Genomic DNA, 21,315 nt, shown 5'->3' with positions numbered 1-21,315 from the left:
CATGACGTCTCATTTTTCCGTTCGGAATGAGAGACGATATGATGGACCAACAAAACAGTTTCTCCCGAACCACATCAAACGGCAGTGCGGCATCTGTGCCCATATGCGTGACTATTGCTGGATCTGACAGCAGTGGCGGCGCGGGCATTCAGGCAGACTTGAAAACCTTTTCGGCACTGGGTGTTTATGGTGCCAGCGTCATTGCTGCCATCACGGTGCAAAACACGCGTGCCGTGACAGCGGTGCATGATGTGCCGCCGGAAATTGTCGCCGGACAGATTGATGCGGTGTTCAGTGATCTCAATGTCGCTGCGGTCAAGATCGGCATGGTTTCTGTTCCTGAGACTATTCAGGCAATCGCACATGGGCTCAGCCATTTTTCCGGCCCCATCATTCTTGATCCGGTGATGATCGCCAAATCAGGCGACCGCTTGTTAAGTGAAGACGCCATTTCAATTCTGCGCGAAAAGCTGATCCCGCTCGCAACTGTTTTAACCCCCAACAGGCCGGAAGCCGCCTGCCTTCTTGATGCATCGTTAGCGGCCAATGAAGACGATGCTGAGAAACAGGGTCACGCTTTGCTTGAGCTTGGCGCCAATGCCGTTTTGATGAAAGGCGGACATGCGGAAGGGGCAATTTGTACTGACCTTTTGATCCGCCGTGGCCAGCCGACACTCCGGCTTGAAGCACCGCGCATTTACACCGCAAACACGCATGGAACGGGTTGCACACTCTCCTCCGCACTTGCGGCCGGCCTTGGCAAAAGCCTTTCGCTTGAGCAGGCTCTTCGAGAGGCACACACCTATCTGCAAGGCGCTATCCAGAACGCAGACAAACTTAAGGTGGGTCACGGACATGGTCCTGTGCATCACTTTCATGCCCTCTGGAATACAGAGATCAGGGAGCAGGTGTGATGCGGGTTACGATCATCGGCGCAGGCGTCGCGGGCCTTGTCACTGCTGCTGAATTTACCGATCAAGGCCATGCAGTCACCATCATTGCGCGCAGCCCGCAAATTGGCAGCGATTGTTGCTCTTGGCTTGCTGGCGGCATGCTTGCACCTTGGTGCGAAGGCGAAAGTGCTGAAGAGCCGGTCGTTCGTCTCGGACAGGAGGCCATTGGCTGGTGGGAACGCCATGTATCTGGCGTCAAACGCGAAGGAACACTGGTGCTGTCGCATATGCGGGACGCCACCGAATTGCGCCGCTTTGCCCGTCGAACCGATGCTTTCGATACCATCGATGAAACGCGTATCGATGCTCTGGAACCCGATCTTGCTGGCCGCTTCCGACAAGGATTGTTCTTCGAACAGGAAGGACACCTCGACCCGCGCAAGACGCTGATTGAACTCGCAAACCGGTCGCAGAAAAAAGGCGTGGTCTTTCATCTTGGTACCGATGCAAAAGAAGCACCGCTCGACGCGGATATCATAGTCGACGCGCGTGGCCTTGCCGCCCGCAATGTGCTGACCGAACTTCGCGGTGTGAAAGGTGAGATGCTGGTGGTGCGCTCGCGCGACATCAACCTCAGTCGTCCTGTGCGTCTGCTGCATCCACGCATCCCGCTTTACATCGTGCCACGCGGTGACGGCGTTCACATGATCGGTGCGACCATGATCGAAAGCGATAGTCGGAGCGGTATCAGCGTTCGCTCAACGCTGGAAATGCTGAGTGCTGCCTATGCTTTGCACCCCGCTTTTGGGGAAGCAGAAATTCTGGAAACCGGCGTCGATGCCCGCCCGGCCTTCCCCGATAATCTGCCGCGTGTGAGCAGGCGCGGCAAAACCATTTATGTCAACGGGTTGTACCGACACGGTTTTCTGCTGTCTCCAGCGGTTGCACGTATGGCCGTTGCAGCGGCAACGCAACCGGAAGAAAGACCGGAGTTTTTGGAGGAACTAGCATGACCATCGTTCTCAACGGCGAGGTCGTCGAGACGACAGCAGCCAACCTTGCAGCGTTGCTTACAGAAATCGAGCTCGATGAGGCTGTGGTGGCAACGGCACTCAATGGTGAATTCATCGCGGGCGACGAGCGCGAAACAACCGAAATTTCGGCTGGCGACCGCATCGAAGTTCTCGCCCCGATGCAGGGAGGTTAAGTTGCTGGAGTTTTACGGAAAAACGTTTGAAAGCCGCTTGCTGCTTGGGACAGCACTTTATCCCTCACCGGCCATTCTGGCGGATAGTGTCAGCGCGTCAAAAACGCAAATCGTGACGGTTTCACTGAGACGCGAGAGTGGTGACATGCGCGCGGGCCAGGATTTCTGGACGCTCATCAAACAACTGAGTGTTCAGGTCCTGCCCAATACGGCTGGCTGCCACACACCACGCGAGGCAGTCACCACAGCCCAAATGGCCCGCGAAGTCTTTGGTACCAACTGGATCAAACTCGAAGTCATCGGCGATCATGATACGCTACAGCCTGACCCTTTCGGGCTGGTGGAAGCGGCACGCATCCTTTGCGACGAAGGCTTTGAAGTATTTCCTTACATGAATGACGATCTGGTGGTGGCTGAAAAGCTGCTGGAAGCTGGTTGCAAAGTGCTCATGCCATGGGGTGCGCCCATCGGCTCGGGCCGCGGGTTGAACAATCCCTATGCGCTCAGAACCATGCGCGCGCATTTTCCCGACATTCCACTGGTGGTGGATGCGGGCATCGGCGTGCCCTCGCATGCAGCGTACGCAATGGAACTTGGCTATGACGCCGTGCTGATCAACACAGCGGTTGCCAAAGCTGGCGATCCCGCCGCAATGGCCCGTGCTTTCGCGCTCGCTGTTGAAGCCGGTCGCCTCGCCTATGAAGCTGACCCTATCGACGCGCGCGACATGGCCGCCCCCTCCACTCCCCTTATCGGAAAGGCATTTTTGTAATGGCCCTTGATCCGTTCTACCCGATCTTTGACAGCGCAGACTGGCTCAAACGTATGGTGCCACTTGGCATCAAACTTGTGCAGTTGCGTATCAAGGATAAGGACGACACCGAACTCCGCGCTGAAATCCGTGCCGCACGAAACATGTGTGAAGCGCATGACTGCCAGCTCGTCGTCAATGACTATTGGAAACTAGCGATTGAAGAGGGTTGCGATTTCATTCATCTCGGTCAGGAAGACCTTGATGATGCCGATCTCGATGCAATCCGTTCAAGCGGAATAAAACTTGGTATCTCCAGTCATGATGCAACAGAGCTGGACCGCGCACTCGCACTCAACCCCGCCTATATCGCACTCGGCCCTGTATATCCGACCATTCTCAAAAAGATGAAATGGCATGAGCAGGGTCTGGATCGCGTGCGTGAATGGAAAGCCGCCATCGGCGATATTCCGCTGGTGGGCATCGGCGGCATGAATGTCGATCGCGCACAAGGCGTGTTTGAGGCTGGTGCCGACATTGTCTCAGTCGTCACCGACATCACTCTCAACCCCGATCCTGAAGCCCGGGTGAAGCAATGGATCACCGTTACTCGCCCCCACATAATGTAGTCTCTGGAGGATAAAATTGAAAAAACTAGCTCTTGCTGCGCTTTTCAGCGCCACGGCTTCGTTCGCCCTGATGTCAGTCACGGCCGCCGAAGCCAATGATAAATTCAAGCTCATTCTTGACTGGTACGTGAACCCTGATCATGGCCCCATCATCGTTGCCGACAAGCTCGGTTACTTCAAGGATGCAGGGCTTGATGTCGACATCGTGGCACCCGCCGATGCTTCGGTGCCGCCTAAAATGGTTGCTGCTGGGCAGGCTGACCTTGCAGTTTCCTATCAGCAGCAGGTGCATCTCGATGTGCATGCCGATATTCCGCTTATCCGCGTCGGCACATTGGTGGATTCCCCACTGAATTGCCTGATGGTACGCGATGATGGTTCGGTGAATGCCATCGCTGATCTCAAGGGCAAGAAGATCGGTTTCTCGGTTGCGGGCGTTGAAGAGACTGTGCTCGGCACCATTCTCGCGCGCCATAACATTCAGCTTTCAGACGTCGAACTCATCAATGTGAATTTCTCGCTCGCGCCATCGCTGATGTCGAAACAGGTTGATGCGGTGATGGGCGCTTATCGCAATGTAGAACTCAACCAGATGGCCGTTGAAGGTGTTGCGGGCAAGTGCTTTTTCGTAGAGGAAGAAGGCGTACCAGTCTATGACGAGCTGGTTTATGTCGCCAATTCCAACAAGCTCGACGCGGCTGAAAAAGACAAGATTTCGCGCTTTCTCGCTGCCACTGAAAAGGCTGCGCAATATATCGTCAATCATCCAGAGCAGAGCTATGACGTGTTTGCATCTTACAGTTCAGAGCTCAAAGACGAGTTGAACCAGCGCGCCTGGAAAGACACGGTCGCGCGGTTCTCGCGCTCACCCGCAAGCCTCGATTATGGTCGCTGGAGCCGCTACGAAGCCTATCTCAAGGAAAACGGCCTCGTACCTTCGATCCTGCCTGTCGAAAAATTTGCCATCGACGTGAACGCTGAGGGGAACAAGTCATGACGATCCCACAACCGCATTATTCGTCTGAACTTTTCACCCGTCTGCGTGCCGCAACACTTGATGACTGGAAGCCCTATATCGATCATGAATTCGTGCGCGGGCTTGGCGATGGCACGCTGCCAAAATCGGCTTTCCTGCACTATCTCAGACAGGATTATGTTTATCTGCATCACTATGCCCGCGCCTTTGCGCTTGGCGTGGTGAAGGCAGGCAGCTTGCAGGAAACGCGGCTTTGCGCTGAAATCATGCATGGGCTGGCGGTCACCGAATTGCCACTCCATGTCGGCATCTGCGCACGCGAAGGCATCAGCGAAGATGACCTCTACACCACGCGGGAAGAGCCGGAAAACCTGGCCTATACGCGTTATGTGCTGGATTGCGGACAGGCGGGCGACTTCCTTGATTTGCTGACCGCCCTTGTGCCTTGCGCACATGGTTATGGTGAAATCGGGATCAATCTTGCCGCTATGGCAAAGGCTGACACGCCTTATCAGGAATGGATAGACACCTATGCAGGCGCCGATTATCAGGAGATGTGCCACACGGTGGGCAAGCTTTTTGATCAGGCCGCCAAAGATCGCATTGGTACAGATTTTGAGAGCAGCCCACGCTGGCCAAAGCTCTGCCAGATTTTTGCAACCGCAAGCAGGCTTGAAGCAGACTTCTGGAGCATGGGGCTAAAAGCAAAGTGACGAGCGTAGTTTCTCGCTCCCGTAAAAAACGCATCGCCGACGGATTTCTGTCGGCGTTTGTGGTGCTGGCACTTTGGCAGGCTGTGGTGAGTATCTGGCAGATGCCGCGCTTCATCCTGCCCGGTCCGCTTGATGTTGTAAAAGCACTTTTCAGCAATGCTCAACTGATTGCAGACAATGCGATTGTGACCTTTGGCGAAGTGCTGGGCGGGCTTTTTCTTGGCAGCGCCATTGGCGTACTGACCGCCATTGGCCTGATGATGTCGCCGCTTGCGCAAAGACTGGTCATGCCCATCATGGTATTCAGCCAGGCCATCCCGATTTTCGCACTCGCTCCAATCCTCACGCTATGGCTCGGCTACGGCCCGGCATCAAAAATCGCTGTCGCCATTCTGATGATCTTTTTCCCGGTCGTTTCCACCTTTTTGGACGGTATGCAGCGCACGGATCAAACCCTTATCAACGCAGCCGAAAATCTGGGCGCTAAACGGACGCATATTCTGTTTCGCGTGCGCATTCCTGCGGCCTTCCCATCACTTGCCTCGGGCCTCAGCCTTGCTGCAGTCTATGCGCCGATCGGTGCCGTTGTGGGCGAATGGGTGGGCGCATCAAGGGGACTTGGCTATCTGATGCTTCTAGCCAACGGTCGCGCCAAGGTCGATCTTATGTTCGCCAGCCTGTTTGTGTTAGCTGCCTTCACGATGTTGCTGCACGCAACCATTTCGCATTTTTCGCGTAAGCTCGCGGCTTGGCCCAGAAAAATATAAGCTGGTATTTTTGCCACACTCAAGGTGGTGAAAACAAAAATTTACATTTTGCCACTTGGCAAAAACATTTGCTCATTTATTGTGCACGCATCTGCAACACTGGCAAGAGGTATGAGATGCGTGTCTATCCATTTCCGTCGGTGCCCGGTGTTTGCGCGGGCGCTTCCAAGCTTTAAGTCTTTGGCCCGCAATTCAGGCTAAGGCCTGACCGCCCTCCCTAAAAGGGCGTATTCCTAAAAACTTCCAAATTTGCTGCAGCCCTCACCGGCTGCTTGTTTTATCTTCGTTTCACGCATTGTCCGACGCAAAACCGCTTCGCACTTTTGCTGGAAATGCTTTTAAAGGAACCGGAATCCGTCTTTGTGCGGGCTGGTATTATTCATATGACTCGGTTTCGTATAGATTTCCGGGGACCTGCGTTCCGCAATGTCCTTGGCTACACTTTCAGCCACTGGCGAAGTCAGCCCGTGCGGCTGTCGCTGATGATTATCGGCATGCTGCTTGCAACAGCCGCAGATGTTTTGACCCCGCTCTATTCCGGGCGGCTGGTCGATGCGCTTTCGCTTAGCGGCGACAACGCATGGAACGCCGCAATCGAGGCCCTGATCGTTCTGCTTGTGTTAGGCGCAGTCGCGCTCATAACACGTCAGCTGACCTTCTATGTTATCACAGACTTCACACTGAAGATCATGAGTGACATGGCAGCAAGCTCGTTCCGCAGGCTGCAACGGTTTTCAACCGATTGGCATGCCAATGCCTTTGCGGGATCGACAGTGCGTAAGGTTTCGCGCGCCATGTGGGCGCTCGACTTGCTCAATGACACGCTGATCGTCGCACTGCTGCCGTCTATACTGATGTTGCTAGGCTCGGTTGCTCTGCTATCGTGGTATTGGCCTATGATGGGCTTTCTGGTTGCAATCGGCTCGGTGCTTTTCATCGTCTGCACGATCGTGATTTCGCTGGGCTTTGTTGCACCTGCAGCAACGCTTGCCAACAGCTGGGATACACGCATGGGCGGCGCTTTGGCCGATGCCATTTCGTGTAATGCCGTTGTTAAGGCTTTCGGTGCTGAAGGTCGTGAAGATGCGCGTCTGGCAAAGGTCGTCACCAAGTGGCGCGGCCGTACACGCCGTACATGGCTGATTGGTACACTGAACGGCTTCATTCAGGGTGCAAATCTGCTGGTCATGCGCGGCGTGGTCATTGCTTTTGCGCTCTATCTGTGGAGCCAGGGTAAAGCAACGGCGGGTGATATCACCTTCGTTCTGACCGCGTTCTTCATGTTGCAAGGCTATCTGCGCGATGTGGGTATGCATATCCGCAACCTGCAACGTTCGGTCAACGATATGGAAGAACTGGTTCAGATCGAAGCCGAGCCTTATGGCATTGCCGACAGGCCCGGTGCATCTGCAATCAAGATTGGAAATGGCGAAATCACATTCGATAACGTCACCTTCCATTACGGCAACCACGCAGCAGCGCTTTATCGCGACTTCTCGGTCAAGATCGAAGCCGGCGAACGGGTTGGTCTGGTCGGTCATTCAGGTTCGGGCAAGACGACATTCGTCAAGCTTATCCAGCGTCTTTACGATGTCAGTGGCGGTGCCATTAAGATCGACGACCAGAACATTGCAGAAGTCACACAGGCTTCGCTGCGTTCACAGATTGCCATCGTGCAGCAGGAGCCAATCCTGTTTCACCGGACGCTGGCTGAAAACATTGCTTATGCCCGTCCCGGCGCAACACAGGCCGAGATTGAGCATGCGGCAATGCTTGCCAGTGCGCATGACTTCATCATGCGTCTGCCAAAGGGCTATGCAACGCTTGTTGGCGAACGTGGTGTGAAGCTTTCTGGTGGTGAACGTCAGCGTGTGGCGATTGCCCGTGCGTTTCTGGCAGACGCACCGATCCTTATTCTGGATGAGGCAACTTCGAGCCTTGATTCAGAATCGGAATTGCTGATCCAGCAGGCAATGGAACGGCTGATGATTGGCCGTACAACGCTTGTCATTGCACACAGGCTTTCGACGGTTCGTGCGCTTGACCGGCTTCTGGTCTTCGACAAGGGCGAAATCCTTGAAGAAGGCGATCACGATGCGCTTATCCGTAAGCCGGGCGGTATTTATCGCCGCATGTTCGAACGGCAAGCGCTGGAACTGACTAAGGGACTGGAAGATGTTCTTCCGTCTTAAAAACGAAAGGGGCCGGAATTACCGGCCCCTTTTTTATTCTGCCGCTTTGCCGGAAGACTGACGGATAATCAGCTTGTATTCGACGTGGCGTGAAGGCGACGCCTCGCCGCTCTCGATCTGCTGCAAAAGCATATCCACGGCATCACGGGTCATCTCGCGTATAGGCTGACGAACGGTGGTGATTTGCGGCGAAACCATGCTGGCGATAGCACTGTCATCAAAGCCCACAATGGTCAGGTCACCGGGCACGTCCAGCTTATAGTCATAAGCAATCTGCAGAACGGCTGCCGCCATATCATCATTGGAAGCGAAAATGGCCGTTGGCCTTTTTTGCAGCGCCATCAGTTTTCTGCCTGCGGTCAATCCGCTGGCGAAACTAAAGCCGCCCCCAACCTCATAATCGGGATTGTGCTCAATGCCTGCCTCATCGAGCATCCGCCGATAGCCCTCAAGTCGTAATTGCGCCGAACGATGCGTCAGGTCGCCAATAACAATGGCAATCCTCGTATGGCCTTGCTTGAGAAGGTAGTCCATCAAATCGACGGTGGCGGCTTCGTCGTCAATCGCCACACTGTCGGTCGGGTGCACGTTAAAATCACCGGCCACACGCGAAAAAGGCATGGCTGAAGCAGTCAGTTCCTGCAAAATCTCGGGATCATCTGACATGGGGGGCGTGACGATAATTCCATCAAGCCCGGAAGCATGTGCAGTTTCAATCAGCGAACCACGAATATCGGCCCGGTTTTCGACCGGAAATATCAGCAGTCGGTAACGGGTGCCGCGCAGACGATCCAGCGCACCGTTCTGCAATTCCGTAACATAGCTATGACTTGGATTTTCAAAGAAAAGCCCAATGAGGTGCGAGCGTCTTTCAACCAGATTGCGCGCTGCCGCATTGGGGCGATAGCGCAGCTCTGCTCCCGCTTCCCTTACACGCTCGCGGATCGCATCGCGTACATTGGGCTCATCATTATAGACCCTTGAAACTGTCTTGATCGACACGCCAGCGAGACGTGCCACATCATGGATTGTCGCTCTTTTATTATTGGATGCGGCCATGGCCGTTATGTACTCTCTCCCCGGTATTCCCGATATTTTACCTAGCTGCTTTGCCTATCAACGCAAAGCGCTAAAGCGCGATGCGCTTTAACTATTGTTTTTACGCATGTCTTTATCCCCAAAACCGGTGCCCCTCTTTGGAAGACATGCTTTAAATCGTGCATATTCTGGAGCGGGTAAGAAAGCGTTTTTCACGGCCATTATCGAGCGAGAACATACCGCCGCGCCCCGGCACAACATCTATGATCAGCTCGGTATGCTTCCAGGCCTCGTATTGCGAGCCACTGATATAAAATGGGGCGCCACCAATCTCGCCAAGCTTCACATCGGCATCAGACAACAGCAAGTCGCCTTGCGGATAACACATGGGCGAGGAACCATCGCAGCAACCGCCAGACTGATGAAACATGATCGGCCCATATTCGGCCTGCAGTTCTTTTATGAGTTCAAGTGCTGCGTCAGTCGCAGTAACCTGTTGTTCTTGTGCAAGCTGTGCCATGGTTTTCTCCTCCCATGAAAAAGCCGCCGCATCACTACGGCGGCTTTATTTCTTTGCTTTTACGCATGTCTTTAACCGAAAAACGGTTCCCGCTTTTGGGAGACATGCGTTATTATGAACCGACTATTGCGTCAGGTCCATCACGACACGGCCTTCAATCTGACCGGCGCGCATTTCATCAAATATTGCATTGATATTGTCGATCTTATCCGTGCGGATGGTCGCCTTTACCTTGCCATCGGCGGCAAAATCGATCGATTCCTGCAGATCAAGACGCGTACCCACGATCGAGCCCCGCACAGTGACGCCGTTCAGCACCATGTTGAAAATCGACAGTGGAAAATCACCAGCTGGCAAACCATTGAGTGCAATCGTGCCGCCGCGCGCCGCCATACCGATTGCCTGCTCAAATGCTTTGGGCGACACTGCTGTCACCAATACACCCTGAGCACCACCATCAGTTTCTTTCTTGATGTAGGCAGCCGGATCATTATGCGTCTTGGCATTGACCGTAACGGTCGCGCCGAGCCTGCGCGCGAGATCAAGCTTCTTGTCATCGATATCAACGGCGGCGACATTGAGCCCCATCGCTTTGGCATATTGCACCGCCATATGGCCAAGACCGCCAATGCCGGAAATCACCACCCAATCGCCGGGCTTGGTGTCTGTGACTTTGAGACCTTTATAAACGGTCACCCCTGCGCAGAGGATAGGTGCGATCTCATTGAACTCAATGTTCTTTGGCAGATGGCCAACGAAATTGGGATCGGCCACCACATAATCGGCGAAGCCACCATTGACTGAATAGCCAGTGTTCAGCTGCTCTTCACAAAGCGTTTCCCAGCCGCCAAGGCAATGCACGCAATGACCACAGGCCGTATAGAGCCACGGAATACCGACGCGGTCGCCTTCCTTGACGTGCTTAACACCTTTACCGACAGCCGAAACAAAACCAACACCTTCATGCCCCGGGATAAACGGAGGGTTGGGCTTCACCGGCCAATCGCCTTCAGCGGCATGAAGATCGGTATGACAGACGCCGGATGCCTGAATGGCCACCTGAATCTGGCCGTCTCCCGGCTGGGGAATCGGGACTTCGTCAATTGTCAGTGGTTTGCCGAATTCGCGGACCACAGCCGCTTTCATTGTCTTTGCCATTGGAAATTCCTTCTGTTTTTGGGCGGGCCGGCAAGGGTATAAACCACACCGACCCGCCACTTTCCTGGGAGGAAACAGGGGGGAACAGCCTCAGATTGATAGTGCAAGTGAGGCCGTACTGTACCGATGAAACTGCAAGGAAAATGGCGGCCCGAGGCTCAGAAGCCACGAACCACCTTCGCTTTTTAGAAGAAGCCGAGCTTCTTCGGGCTGTAGCTCACCAGCATGTTCTTGGTCTGCTGGTAATGGTCGAGCATCTTGAGGTGATTTTCACGACCGATACCCGACTGCTTATAGCCACCGAACGCCGCATGGGCCGGATAGGCGTGGTAGCAATTCGTCCAGACGCGGCCCGCCTGAATGGCACGACCAAAGCGATAGGCGCGCGTGCCGTCACGCGTCCATACACCTGCGCCAAGACCATAAAGCGTGTCATTTGCAATCGCGAGCGCTTCGGCATCATCCTTAAAGGTCGTGACCGAAACAACAGGGCCGAAGATTTCCTCCTGGAAAATCCGCATCTTATTGGTGCCCTTGAAGACGGTTGGCTTGACGTAATAGCCTCCCGCCAGATCACCAGCCAGTTCATTGCGCCCACCGCCAGTCAGTACTTCTGCGCCTTCCTGCTTGCCGATATCGATATAACTCAGGATCTTTTCGAGCTGCTCGCTTGAAGCCTGTGCACCGATCATGGTTGCGGGATCAAGCGGATCGCCCTGAACAATGGCTTCAACGCGCTTCAATGCGCGTTCCATGAACTTGTCATAGATCTTTTCATGGATCAGCGCGCGGCTGGGACAGGTGCAGACTTCGCCCTGATTGAGGGCGAACATGACGAAGCCTTCAATGGCCTTGTCGAAATAATCATCGTCTTCGGCAGTCACATCGGAGAAGAAGATGTTCGGCGATTTACCACCCAGTTCCAGCGTAACCGGAATAAGATTCTGGCTGGCATATTGCATGATGAGGCGGCCGGTTGTCGTTTCACCGGTGAAGGCGATCTTAGCAATGCGCGGACTTGATGCCAGTGGTTTGCCTGCTTCCAGACCAAAACCATTGACCACGTTAAGCACGCCGGCAGGCAGAAGATCACCAATGACCTCCATCAGCACCAGGATGGATGCAGGCGTCTGTTCGGCTGGCTTCAGCACCACGCAGTTACCCGCGGCAAGAGCTGGCGCCAGTTTCCACACGGCCATAAGAATTGGGAAATTCCACGGAATAATCTGACCAACAACACCCAGCGGCTCATGGAAATGATAGGCGACCGTATCATGGTCGATTTCCGAAATTCCACCTTCCTGCGCACGGATAGCACCAGCGAAATAACGGAAGTGGTCAATTGCGAGCGGGAGATCGGCATTGGTGGTTTCGCGGATCGGCTTGCCATTGTCCCATGTTTCGGCGGCTGCAAGCTTCGGCAGGTTCTCCTCCATACGGTCTGCGATCTTGTTGAGGATCACAGCGCGTTCTGCCGGACTTGTTCTGCCCCAGGCATCCTTGGCTGCATGGGCTGCATCAAGCGCCGCATCAACATCGGCTGCATCTGAACGTGCGACTTCGCACAAAACCTGACCATTGATTGGGGATGTATTGTCGAAATAGCGGCCAGACTTGGGTTCTACCCATTTACCGCCAATGAAATTGCCATAGCGTTTGGCAAACTCCGGCTTTACGGAGCGATGAAATTCTACCTTGTTCATGACATTCCTCCCAAAGACAACGCCGCTCCTACGACGTTTATTGTTTCAAGATGGCGCGGCTCTTGGGAGGAGTCATCCACACTTATGACTATGCTGTATCAATGTGTCTCAATAATGAGACAGTTTGGAAAACCGAATGAAGATTTTAGTTCGGACGAATGATTTTCAGCCGATTGAGCTTGCGGTGAAGCGTTGCACGACTGATGCCAAGAAGCTTGGCAGCAGAGGAAACATTGCCGTCTGAACGAGCGATAGCCCGCAGGATAACGCTGCGCTCGGATTCCGCCATATCCTCCCGCGGATCGGCATGCCAACCCAAAAGATCGGCAGCCGGAAGTGCTGTAGAAAGAGCTTCATCGGTAAGACCGAGTGAAAGCCGCGCAGCCCTCGTCGCACCAATCACCAGATCGTCCTTATCGACGGCAATCAGCGCGCCGCCGGTACGATCCGCGCTTGGTGCCAGCATGATGCGCGCTTGGGGAAAAGCCTGTCGGAAATTTTCGGCTTCTATCCGGCGCGCGGCATCAATAACGGCCACGGAGATGAGCTGCACGAAAGCTTCCGTCAGATCACTGCGACACGACGAGACATCAAGAGCTGCCATCAACCGACCCTGATGGTCATGAATTGGCGCAACCGTACAGGACAAGCCAATATTCCGGGTGTGAAAATGCTGATCGCGATGGATGGTCAGCGCACGCTGTTCGGCAATGCATGTACCGATCCCGTTGGTACCCTCAACGGCTTCGCTCCACACGGCACCGGTCCACAGACCCCAGTCGTAGAATGTATCGTCATCGCCTGCAGCACCCCGTCGCTCCACCGGAACACCATCGCTGTCAGCCAGAAGCACACAGCAGCCAACGCCGCCGACCGCCATATAAAGGCGATCCATACTCGCTTGCGCTATATGGACAACACGCTCCATACGCTGACGCACATTGCGAAATTCACCATCAGAGAGGGTTTGAACGGACCCCAGCTCTGCCGGATCCAATCCATGCAATTGCGCGGAACGCCGCCAGGACGCGACAAGCGCTGAGCGGGCCGCACCACCCGTGTCGATAGCCGAGTGGATGCGGTCAGCATGAATTCTGTCTTGCGGTGCACCCATGTTTTCCTCCCAGAAAGGCTGGAAACCGCCTGCTGGAAAGATAATGACTTTTTATATCGAGGGTTGCAAGTGAGCGATTAAAGCATTTCCAGCAAGGTGCGAAGCCGTTCTGCGTCGGATAATGCGCAAAAACAAACAGATAGAGCGGTTCCAACGTTTTGGTCTGAACTGAAACCGCTCTAAGCGGCCTTAACCGGCTTCAGGAAAGACTCCAGCGCAGAAACTTCCAAAGCGTTCAAACGAAGACCAAGCTTTGTGCGCCGCCACAGAATATCTTCTGCCGTGTGCGCCCACTCATTTTCAATGAGATAGCGCACTTCTGCCTCATAAAGATCTCCGCCAAAATGCCGCCCAAGATCAGCCAGTGACGTGGCTTTGCTGAGCAGAACCCGTGCACGTGTTCCATAGAGCCGAAACAGACGCCGAGCGTGGATGGACGAAAGGAACGGATAGGCAGCTTTCAGTTTTTCCAGTTCACGATCAAAGGCCGTTGCCTCAAAATCACCGCCCGGCAGTGCTGCGGCATGGGTCCAGGGTGCTGCTTTTTTGCCCAGATGATGCTCGATCTTCTCAAGCATATGCTCCGCAAGCCTGCGCGCAGTGGTGAGCTTACCGCCAAAGACGTTGATCAGCGGTGCTGCGCCCTGCGGTGCATCTTCCTTCAAGACGTAATCGCGGGTTGCTTCCTGCGCCTTGCTCGCACCATCATCATAGAGCGGACGCACGCCGGAATAGGTCCAGACGATATCCTCAAGGCGCACCGGCTCCTTGAAATACTCACTGGCACACGCGCAGAGATAATCGGTTTCTTTATCGCTGATCGCGACCTTGGCCGGATCGCCATGATAGTCCTGATCGGTGGTACCAATCAGTGTAAAATCGTCTTCGTAAGGGATGGCGAAGATGATACGTCCGTCATTGTTCTGGAAGAAATAGGAACGTGGATCGGAGAACTTTTTGCGCACGACGATATGGCTGCCCTGAACCAGGCGCACATTATGCAGTTGCCGATCACCCTCAACGCCCTGCAATACTTTATCGGCCCATGGGCCGGCTGCATTGACCAGCAGACGCGCACGAACCTCTTCGCGCGCACCTGTGTCGATGTTTTCCAGCGTCACTGTCCATGCTTCGTGGTCGCGACGAGCCGATACAACCTTGGTGCGCGTGCGGATCATTGCACCACGATCTGCGGCATCACGTGCGGTTAAGGCCGTGAAGCGAGCGTCATCCACCCAGCAATCGGAATATTCAAAAGCCTTGGTGAAAAGTGGCTTCAGCGGCGCAGCTGAGGGGTCCGTTCGCATGTCGAGCGTGCGCGTCGCAGGCAGTTTCTTGCGGCCACCGAGATGATCGTACAGAAACAGGCCAAGGCGCAAAAGCCATGCCGGACGCACACCACCCTTATGAAAAGGCAGCACAAAGCGCATCGGATGAATGATATGCGGCGCGTTGGCCCAAAGCACTTCCCGCTCCATCAGCGCTTCGCGCACCAGACGGAATTCGTAATGCTCCAAATAGCGCAAACCGCCATGAATGAGCTTGGTAGCACGTGACGAGGTGCCACTTGCCAGATCGTTCATCTCGGCAAGACCCACGGAGAAGCCACGCCCCACCGCGTCTCTTGCAATGCCGCATCCGTTGATGCCGCCACCGATTACGAAAATGTCGAATGTTTTATCGAATATTTTATTCTGCGCCATGGCGAACCCTGAAGACCTTCTCCAACCACCAAAGCGAATATAATTCATTTCATACGAAAGCAAAACGAAAATGAAATGAAACTACGATTCTTTCTGTTCGACAGGCAACTCAACCGACGTTTCAATGAGTTCAACCTCATTCTCCCGGCACAAATCACGCAATTGCTGTGATGGACAGCGATCGGTGATAAAAGTGTGGACCTGCGATATATGACCAAGTCGCACCGGCGCGGTTCGCTCCAGCTTGGTTGAGTCGGTTACCAGAATCACATGGCGCGCATTGGCGATGATAGCCTGAGCGACCTTCACTTCGCGGAAGTCGAAATCAAGCAGCGCACCATCTTCATCCATCGCTGACGCGCCAATGATTGCATAATCGACCTTGAACTGACGGATGAAATCAACCGCAGCCTCACCAACAATACCGCCATCTGATGCTCGCACGACACCACCAGCAATAACGACCTCTATTTCGGGATAGACACGCAGCGTATTGGCAACATTGATGTTGTTGGTGATGACCATGAGATGATTGTGGTCAATAAGCGCGTGGCTGACGGCTTCGGTCGTAGTGCCAATATTGATAAACAGCGATGCCCCATCGGGGATCATTTCAGCAGCAGCGCGCCCGATCAGTTCCTTCTCATGCGCAGCGATCCGGCGGCGAGCCTCATATTCCATGTTTTCAACGCCGGACGGATAGAGCGCGCCACCATGAATGCGGCGCAGAAAACGCGCCTTGCAAAGATCATTGAGATCCTTGCGTACGGTTTGTGGTGTCACATCGAACGCGGCTGCTAGGTCATCGACCAATACCTGCCCCTGTCGGCGAGCGATGTCGAGAATTGCATTGTGGCGAGGGGTAAGCTGCATTTTGTGCCCGGCAATGGAATTGTTCTAACTACAAGTTGGTAATTTCGCTGTTTTGCAAGAGAAAGCAACCGCTTGATGACAAAACAGCCGGAAAGTGCCGCCCCGATGCAGCAATTTTCATCACCCTCCGAGGTTTGCACGCTTTCTTGGCCTTCATCACTCAATACGGGGCCTTCGCCTCAACCAAACAGCTATAAACTTCCGTTTAGAAGCAAAACTAAGGTCAGAGTTTCCAATCCAAAAATATCCGAACGATAACAATATAGATTAAGAATAATAAACTGCTTACACATTGTAGGTAAAAAATAGCACAACATTTATATTCTCATAATCTGCTTTTTAAATACTATCGAAACAATCTTTTATGCGTGCAAACTGGAAAATAAAAAATAGATGATAATGGCGCCTTTATCATAATACAACTTCAGAAATACAAAGTAAAAGTGGAAGGGGTTAGCTATGTCTAAACTGGGTATCCTTTGCTTATCTGGCACACTTCTTCTCTTCGGAGGAAATGCATTCGCTCAAGCTGTTAATGTGGACAACAATACAAACTCATCATCCCAGGCTGGCGCTACGGCCATCGCTATTGGTGGTGGGTCCAACTCGCCAGATAAAATCAAGACGACTGTACCTGCTTTTGCACCGGGACTCGTCGCAGCAGGCGTACATTCCTGCGCAGGTTCGACAAGTGTCGGTGTCGGGGCAACGGGCTGGGGCTTAGGCTTCGGCAGCACATATGAAATGCGTGAATGCAATCGGCGCGCCTATGCAGCAGCACTCTTGGGCATGGGGCAAAATGGGGCGGCACTTGATCTGATCTGTCTTAACAAGGAAGTCAGAGCGTCTCTGAATGCGACCGGCGTTTACTGCCCATCGCAAGGTGCTGCGGCGCGCTCGGCATCGGCACCGCGTCGGGCAAGGCAGGCACCGCTTTTGGCGTCTGTTTCCAATGAAGAACCTGCGTCAATTCCTGCCAGTACAAATGGAACGACGCCTTCACCGCAAGCAGCCAGCCGCAAGCGTACTTATTCTGCCAAGGCACTTGGTCTTAGTTCCGATCAGTTGCGTGCCAAAGGGTGCGTTCTGCGTACAACAACCGAGAACAGCCGCGCCTGGCATTGTCCAGGACCGGTCATGTAAAGCCGGGGGGCGGCTAAGGGCATCGGTTTCAAACTCTTTTGAACCGATGCCCACTGCCGATGCAATGGGCCGTTGAGCCCAAATCCATATCACCGATACAGCCTTTTACTCATACGTACTGGCCCAGCATCGAATGGGTAGCGGGGTATATCGTCAAGATATGCCAGGCAATAGTGGGATTTAACCCGGCTTTGTCGAAAACAGGAGGAGTACATCGTGAAGAAAATCATCATCGCATCTATCGCACTTCTCGCGGCCGGCGCCCTGCCCGCTGCGGCGCAAACCGTCAACTGGAATGGCAGCTTTGGCGGCGCCAGTGGTGCTGGTTCCGCCGTAACAGGTGGCTTCGCATTCGGCGCAGGTTCGACGGCGGCTGGCCAGGCAGCAACCACTGGCTGGGCAGAAGGCAAAGGCACCGTCGTCGGGCTCGGCGGTAAAATCGGCCATTACGGGGCAAGCGCCGGTATAGGTTCAGGCTATTTCACTTCCGGCTCCGGTGGTCAGACTGCAGCCATGGCGCAGTCAGGAACCGGGTTTCTCGGTGGCAGCTCAGCGGGCACCGCCTTCGGCACCACATCTGGCGGATCATCCGGCAGTATCAGCCTTCGCCCCTGAATGGAATTGGAGCGGATATTTGTTAAGCGAAAACCATCGTTCCAACGGCTCGACGGATTATTCGCCTCACTCAAGTGACTGCAGCGGAAGACAGTTACGCGTCATTCCGCGTGGAAAAGAATGAGAGACCCCTCAAAGGATACCCACTCTCATTCTGTAGGGGCAGGTGAAAATCTGCCCCTACCCCTTTATTTTTACGAGCAGCAAGCTTTGCTCTGTTCCATGGCCCGAAAGCTATGAAGCGCCGGCTGATCCTGTCAGTCCGGCGCTTCATAGTTTCCAGAATGGGTATGTCTGCATGCGAGTAACTTTATTCTCCGCTGAATTTATTGCCGTACATCTTGTGCAGCTTGCAAGCGACTTCGGTGCGGTTGGCGGCACCGATCTTTCTCATGATGTTGTGGACATGTGCCTTTACCGTCCCTTCACTCATGCCAAGTTCAAACGCGATGATCTTATTGGATTTTCCCACCCGGATTGCATGAACAACCTCAATCTCGCGTACAGTCAACAACTCACCCAGCACGTCATCGCTCAAGTCCTGCGACGGCGGCTTCATAAGCATCGAAGCTGGCACATACATGCCGCCCGCCAGGGCGAGATGAATTGCCTCCACGCAAATCCTGATATCGACCGATGTCGGAATATAGCCACGCGCTCCGATTTCCATCGCACGCAGAACCTGCGACCACTCTTCGCGTTCGGCAAGAAGCACAAGCGGTATCGGATGCCATGCCTTAACCGCGGCCTCCACCTCATCGGAAAAAAACGGGTCGGCGAGGCGTTTTGAGCCAATATGCATCAGGACAACAATTGCCCCATTCAACGCCATGTTTTTGTCGATAGCAGCGCAGCTGACGACAGGAAGTTTAAGCCCATTCATCATCAATCCGTTGAAGAGGCACTCCCGCTCCAGATTGCTTTTACAGACGAGCATCAGGTGTGGCTCATTCTGCACAGGCAAACCGGCTGCATAGTCTTCATTTTTCTTTCTTTCACCAGCCGCGATGGAAGCTCCATCACCACTACTGTCAGCTGCTGTCCATAAGTATCGTTCTCTCACTTCCAACATTGCTTAGTTTCCCCTGTTACTCAGGTTTTCTCTCAACACAAAACACTAGTCATCATAGAAACCGCGCCATTTTATTAGGATTTTCATTGCCAATCCCGATGAAGACTGGTCTAAATATTGCTATCACCAAATAAACGTGTCATTAACTTATGTTAGCACTTCATAAAAAAAATTAATCGCCATAAGAACGACTTCAGGAACATAAAGTTATAGATCCTATAACTTTCGTTGGGCATAGTCAGCGAATGCATAGTGGTAATCTGAACGCCACCGCCCTACTGATCGACGGCTTGGTTAGCCTATTGGAATCTCCTCCAATTCTAGCCAAACTGAACACGCAGGAAAAAGAATCCTTGCAGTCTCTCGTCATTTCCGAGAGCAGCTATCCTGCTGATACCGTCATCATCGAACAGGGGGCCTCGATCAGAAGCATCCATCTGGTGCGCTCGGGATGGGGATGTGTTTATCGCGATCTGTCCAGTGGTGAGCGCCAGATCATTGATTTCCCCATGCGGTGTGACTTCGTTGGGCTACGCACCGCAAACGGCTACAGCTACAATACCATCAAGACGATCACTCCCATGTCAGTCTATGAGATACCGCTGGCCTCGCTGGAGAAGACCATCTGGCAGATTCCAAAGCTGAGCATGATCTTCATCGAGTTGCTTTCAAGACAGCGCTCTATGCTCATTGAACATTTGACGAATGTTGGCTGCCGAAGCGCTTTCGTCCGCACAGCGCACCTTCTGCTCGAACTATCCGATCGGGTTAAATCCTGCGGAATGGGTGAACCGGACTCTTTTTATTGCCCACTGACCCAATATCAGCTGGCAGATGCGCTCGGCCTGACGCCCATTCACCTCAATCGCATGATGCGTGAGCTGCGCGAGGAAGGTCTGGTGATGTTCCGATCCTATAAGGTCGAAATACTCGACCGGCACAGACTGGTCGACATTGCCGAATATGACGGCGAATTCATGCGAATGTCAGTCTTCGACAAAACAAATTAGCTTCGTCGGATCACCAAGAGATTAGATTTTGAGATATTTCCCGGGAAGAAAATGGTCGGAGCGAGAGGATTCGAACCTCCGACCCTCTGGTCCCAAACCAGATGCGCTACCAGGCTGCGCTACGCTCCGTGTCCATATAATCGTGACCCTTAAGCCCGACCGTGACGCGGCTTATAGCGCCGCTGTTTTCAAGTCGCAAGGGGCGTATTCGCTTTTTTTCCACTCTTTTGAAAGCATAGAGCACCCTGCGCCCTATTGTGCGCATAAACGTCACCATAACAGCTTAAATTTGCTGCATAATTTCACCTTAGCCTGATAAAAATCTGAGGTGAAATTATGCAGCGGTCCGATTAGCTGGCTTATCAGTTCCAAAGAGAGGCTTTGAGGCCGCTTAATTTAAGCAAAAACAGGCGCTGCCCCCGCGCCGTAAGCGACAAAATCGGGATTTGCAAAGCCTTGCACTGTGCCATCGGAACGCTGGCCATAAGTCAGCGGACGCGCATCAAAGGTCGTCGTCATCCCGCCAGCGGCACGAAGCACCGCATCACCCGCCGCCGTATCCCACTCCATTGTCGGGCCAAAGCGGGGATATAAATCGGCTTCCCCGCGCGCAATCATGCAGAACTTGAGCGATGATCCAACGGAAACGCTATCGCCGATCTGGTTGGCTTTCAGAAACTGTTCTGTCTCCGTTGTAATATGCGACCGGCTGCACACGACAACGCGCTTGGAGGGTGCAATACGCGCCTTAATCGGTCTTTGGCTTTTGACGATATGATCAGCACTCGTCACGATTTCAACCGCGCCGTCAAGGCTTCCGACATAAAGGAGATTGCGTACGGGCGCATAGACCAGTCCAGCCACAGGCGCACCATCCTCTATAAGCGCGATATTCACTGTGAAATCGCCATTGCGCAGCAGGAATTCCCGCGTCCCATCCAGTGGATCGATCAGTAGGAATCTTCGACCCAAATGCGCAGGCAGACGCCCTGCCGCTGCTTCCTCTTCTGCCACCACCGGAATATCGGAAGCAACAGAGGCGAGCGCCGACAGGATAATGGCTTCTGCCGCATGGTCCGCCTCAGTGACCGGCGACTGATCCTTCTTGGCGCTGACAGCACAGCCATTGGTATAGTGCTTCATGATCACACGCCCGGCTTCAAGCGTCGCTTCCTGCAAAACGGCAAGAAGTGTCTGGCCATCCATATCGGCTGTTGGTGAGGCGAATGTTTTCATGT

General features: G+C 53.8%; 21 protein-coding genes and 1 tRNA gene. 12 read left to right on the top strand and 10 right to left on the bottom strand.

The window, feature by feature from the left end; genetic code table 11:
• Window positions 1–41: 41 nt before the first annotated feature.
• The 9 genes from thiD (at window position 42) to CEV32_RS19750 (ending at window position 8,128) form a co-directional block, all read left to right on the top strand.
• The gene (gene thiD / locus CEV32_RS19790; protein ID WP_094579186.1) at window positions 42–914 is read left to right on the top strand and encodes a bifunctional hydroxymethylpyrimidine kinase/phosphomethylpyrimidine kinase; all 873 of its coding nucleotides are present in this window, start codon (window positions 42–44) and stop codon (window positions 912–914) included.
• Window positions 914–1,906 (top strand): FAD-dependent oxidoreductase, encoded by a 993-nt coding sequence (locus CEV32_RS19785; RefSeq protein WP_094578804.1) that lies wholly within the window; start codon window positions 914–916, stop codon window positions 1,904–1,906. Before thiD ends, CEV32_RS19785 begins: the two co-directional genes overlap by 1 nt.
• Complete coding sequence (thiS, locus tag CEV32_RS19780; RefSeq protein WP_094578803.1) at window positions 1,903–2,100, top strand: sulfur carrier protein ThiS; 198 nt, start codon at window positions 1,903–1,905, stop codon at window positions 2,098–2,100. The genes CEV32_RS19785 and thiS overlap by 4 nt, the downstream gene beginning before the upstream one ends.
• Before the next feature lies 1 nt (window position 2,101).
• A complete protein-coding gene (locus tag CEV32_RS19775) occupies window positions 2,102–2,872 on the top strand; it encodes a thiazole synthase (protein WP_094578802.1) in 771 nt (256 codons plus the stop codon).
• Window positions 2,872–3,480 (top strand): thiamine phosphate synthase, encoded by a 609-nt coding sequence (locus CEV32_RS19770; RefSeq protein ID WP_094578801.1) that lies wholly within the window; start codon window positions 2,872–2,874, stop codon window positions 3,478–3,480. Before CEV32_RS19775 ends, CEV32_RS19770 begins: the two co-directional genes overlap by 1 nt.
• A 16-nt stretch (window positions 3,481–3,496) precedes the next feature.
• On the top strand, window positions 3,497–4,477 hold the full coding sequence (locus tag CEV32_RS19765; RefSeq protein ID WP_094578800.1) for an ABC transporter substrate-binding protein: 981 nt from the start codon (window positions 3,497–3,499) through the stop codon (window positions 4,475–4,477).
• A complete protein-coding gene (gene tenA, locus CEV32_RS19760) occupies window positions 4,474–5,169 on the top strand; it encodes a thiaminase II (RefSeq protein ID WP_094578799.1) in 696 nt (231 codons plus the stop codon). Before CEV32_RS19765 ends, tenA begins: the two co-directional genes overlap by 4 nt.
• Window positions 5,166–5,936 (top strand): ABC transporter permease, encoded by a 771-nt coding sequence (locus CEV32_RS19755; RefSeq protein ID WP_094578798.1) that lies wholly within the window; start codon window positions 5,166–5,168, stop codon window positions 5,934–5,936. Before tenA ends, CEV32_RS19755 begins: the two co-directional genes overlap by 4 nt.
• Before the next feature lie 383 nt (window positions 5,937–6,319).
• Window positions 6,320–8,128, top strand: coding sequence for an ABC transporter ATP-binding protein (locus CEV32_RS19750; protein WP_094579185.1), 1,809 nt, complete (start codon window positions 6,320–6,322; stop codon window positions 8,126–8,128).
• A 33-nt stretch (window positions 8,129–8,161) separates the two neighbouring features.
• Here CEV32_RS19750 and CEV32_RS19745 read toward each other — a convergent pair whose 3' ends face one another.
• The 7 genes from CEV32_RS19745 to CEV32_RS19715 all read right to left on the bottom strand — a co-directional run bounded on the left by CEV32_RS19745 (window position 8,162) and on the right by CEV32_RS19715 (window position 16,237).
• Window positions 8,162–9,187 carry a LacI family DNA-binding transcriptional regulator gene (locus CEV32_RS19745; protein WP_094578797.1) on the bottom strand — a complete coding sequence of 342 codons (1,026 nt, stop codon included), beginning with the start codon at window positions 9,185–9,187 and terminating at the stop codon, window positions 8,162–8,164.
• A 151-nt stretch (window positions 9,188–9,338) separates the two neighbouring features.
• Entirely contained in the window at window positions 9,339–9,686 is a 348-nt protein-coding gene (locus CEV32_RS19740) for a DUF779 domain-containing protein (protein WP_094578796.1), read from the bottom strand.
• A 123-nt stretch (window positions 9,687–9,809) separates the two neighbouring features.
• Entirely contained in the window at window positions 9,810–10,844 is a 1,035-nt protein-coding gene (adhP, locus tag CEV32_RS19735) for an alcohol dehydrogenase AdhP (RefSeq protein WP_094578795.1), read from the bottom strand.
• Window positions 10,845–11,029: 185 nt separating this feature from the next.
• Complete coding sequence (gene adh / locus CEV32_RS19730; RefSeq protein ID WP_094578794.1) at window positions 11,030–12,547, bottom strand: aldehyde dehydrogenase; 1,518 nt, start codon at window positions 12,545–12,547, stop codon at window positions 11,030–11,032.
• A gap of 145 nt (window positions 12,548–12,692) precedes the next feature.
• The gene (locus tag CEV32_RS19725) at window positions 12,693–13,661 is read right to left on the bottom strand and encodes a GAF domain-containing protein (RefSeq protein ID WP_094578793.1); all 969 of its coding nucleotides are present in this window, start codon (window positions 13,659–13,661) and stop codon (window positions 12,693–12,695) included.
• Window positions 13,662–13,840: 179 nt separating this feature from the next.
• A complete protein-coding gene (gene glpD / locus CEV32_RS19720) occupies window positions 13,841–15,364 on the bottom strand; it encodes a glycerol-3-phosphate dehydrogenase (protein ID WP_094578792.1) in 1,524 nt (507 codons plus the stop codon).
• 81 nt (window positions 15,365–15,445) lie between these two features.
• Complete coding sequence (locus CEV32_RS19715; RefSeq protein WP_094578791.1) at window positions 15,446–16,237, bottom strand: DeoR/GlpR family DNA-binding transcription regulator; 792 nt, start codon at window positions 16,235–16,237, stop codon at window positions 15,446–15,448.
• Window positions 16,238–16,696: 459 nt separating this feature from the next.
• Between CEV32_RS19715 and CEV32_RS19710 the strand changes: the two genes are divergently transcribed.
• On the top strand, window positions 16,697–17,380 hold the full coding sequence (locus CEV32_RS19710) for a hypothetical protein (protein WP_094578790.1): 684 nt from the start codon (window positions 16,697–16,699) through the stop codon (window positions 17,378–17,380).
• Between the two features lie 216 nt (window positions 17,381–17,596).
• Window positions 17,597–17,995, top strand: coding sequence for a hypothetical protein (locus CEV32_RS19705; protein ID WP_094578789.1), 399 nt, complete (start codon window positions 17,597–17,599; stop codon window positions 17,993–17,995).
• A gap of 310 nt (window positions 17,996–18,305) precedes the next feature.
• Here CEV32_RS19705 and CEV32_RS19700 read toward each other — a convergent pair whose 3' ends face one another.
• The gene (locus CEV32_RS19700; RefSeq protein ID WP_094578788.1) at window positions 18,306–19,067 is read right to left on the bottom strand and encodes a helix-turn-helix transcriptional regulator; all 762 of its coding nucleotides are present in this window, start codon (window positions 19,065–19,067) and stop codon (window positions 18,306–18,308) included.
• Window positions 19,068–19,312: 245 nt separating this feature from the next.
• Here CEV32_RS19700 and CEV32_RS19695 point away from each other — a divergent pair, with 245 nt between their 5' ends.
• Window positions 19,313–20,077, top strand: a complete 765-nt coding sequence (locus CEV32_RS19695) for a Crp/Fnr family transcriptional regulator (RefSeq protein ID WP_094578787.1) — start codon at window positions 19,313–19,315, stop codon at window positions 20,075–20,077.
• A gap of 52 nt (window positions 20,078–20,129) precedes the next feature.
• Here the strand turns inward: CEV32_RS19695 and CEV32_RS19690 are convergent.
• A tRNA-Pro gene (locus CEV32_RS19690) sits at window positions 20,130–20,206 on the bottom strand.
• 267 nt (window positions 20,207–20,473) lie between these two features.
• Complete coding sequence (cysQ, locus tag CEV32_RS19685; RefSeq protein WP_094579184.1) at window positions 20,474–21,313, bottom strand: 3'(2'),5'-bisphosphate nucleotidase CysQ; 840 nt, start codon at window positions 21,311–21,313, stop codon at window positions 20,474–20,476.
• Between the last annotated feature and the right edge of the window lie 2 nt (window positions 21,314–21,315).

It is taken from the genome of Brucella rhizosphaerae (assembly GCF_002252475.1).
GTDB lineage: Bacteria > Pseudomonadota > Alphaproteobacteria > Rhizobiales > Rhizobiaceae > Brucella > Brucella rhizosphaerae.
This window is presented reverse-complemented; position numbering and strand designations above follow the sequence as displayed.

Coding starts and splice junctions, on each gene's coding strand:
- thiD (WP_094579186.1), top strand. CDS start 42: ATGGACCAACAAAACAGTTTCTCCCGAACCACATCAAACGGCAGTGCG.
- CEV32_RS19785 (WP_094578804.1), top strand. CDS start 914: ATGCGGGTTACGATCATCGGCGCAGGCGTCGCGGGCCTTGTCACTGCT.
- thiS (WP_094578803.1), top strand. CDS start 1,903: ATGACCATCGTTCTCAACGGCGAGGTCGTCGAGACGACAGCAGCCAAC.
- CEV32_RS19770 (WP_094578801.1), top strand. CDS start 2,872: ATGGCCCTTGATCCGTTCTACCCGATCTTTGACAGCGCAGACTGGCTC.
- tenA (WP_094578799.1), top strand. CDS start 4,474: ATGACGATCCCACAACCGCATTATTCGTCTGAACTTTTCACCCGTCTG.
- CEV32_RS19750 (WP_094579185.1), top strand. CDS start 6,320: ATGACTCGGTTTCGTATAGATTTCCGGGGACCTGCGTTCCGCAATGTC.
- CEV32_RS19745 (WP_094578797.1), bottom strand. CDS start 9,187: ATGGCCGCATCCAATAATAAAAGAGCGACAATCCATGATGTGGCACGT.
- CEV32_RS19740 (WP_094578796.1), bottom strand. CDS start 9,686: ATGGCACAGCTTGCACAAGAACAACAGGTTACTGCGACTGACGCAGCA.
- adhP (WP_094578795.1), bottom strand. CDS start 10,844: ATGGCAAAGACAATGAAAGCGGCTGTGGTCCGCGAATTCGGCAAACCA.
- adh (WP_094578794.1), bottom strand. CDS start 12,547: ATGAACAAGGTAGAATTTCATCGCTCCGTAAAGCCGGAGTTTGCCAAA.
- CEV32_RS19725 (WP_094578793.1), bottom strand. CDS start 13,661: ATGGGTGCACCGCAAGACAGAATTCATGCTGACCGCATCCACTCGGCT.
- glpD (WP_094578792.1), bottom strand. CDS start 15,364: ATGGCGCAGAATAAAATATTCGATAAAACATTCGACATTTTCGTAATC.
- CEV32_RS19715 (WP_094578791.1), bottom strand. CDS start 16,237: ATGCAGCTTACCCCTCGCCACAATGCAATTCTCGACATCGCTCGCCGA.
- CEV32_RS19710 (WP_094578790.1), top strand. CDS start 16,697: ATGTCTAAACTGGGTATCCTTTGCTTATCTGGCACACTTCTTCTCTTC.
- CEV32_RS19700 (WP_094578788.1), bottom strand. CDS start 19,067: ATGTTGGAAGTGAGAGAACGATACTTATGGACAGCAGCTGACAGTAGT.
- CEV32_RS19695 (WP_094578787.1), top strand. CDS start 19,313: ATGCATAGTGGTAATCTGAACGCCACCGCCCTACTGATCGACGGCTTG.
- cysQ (WP_094579184.1), bottom strand. CDS start 21,313: ATGAAAACATTCGCCTCACCAACAGCCGATATGGATGGCCAGACACTT.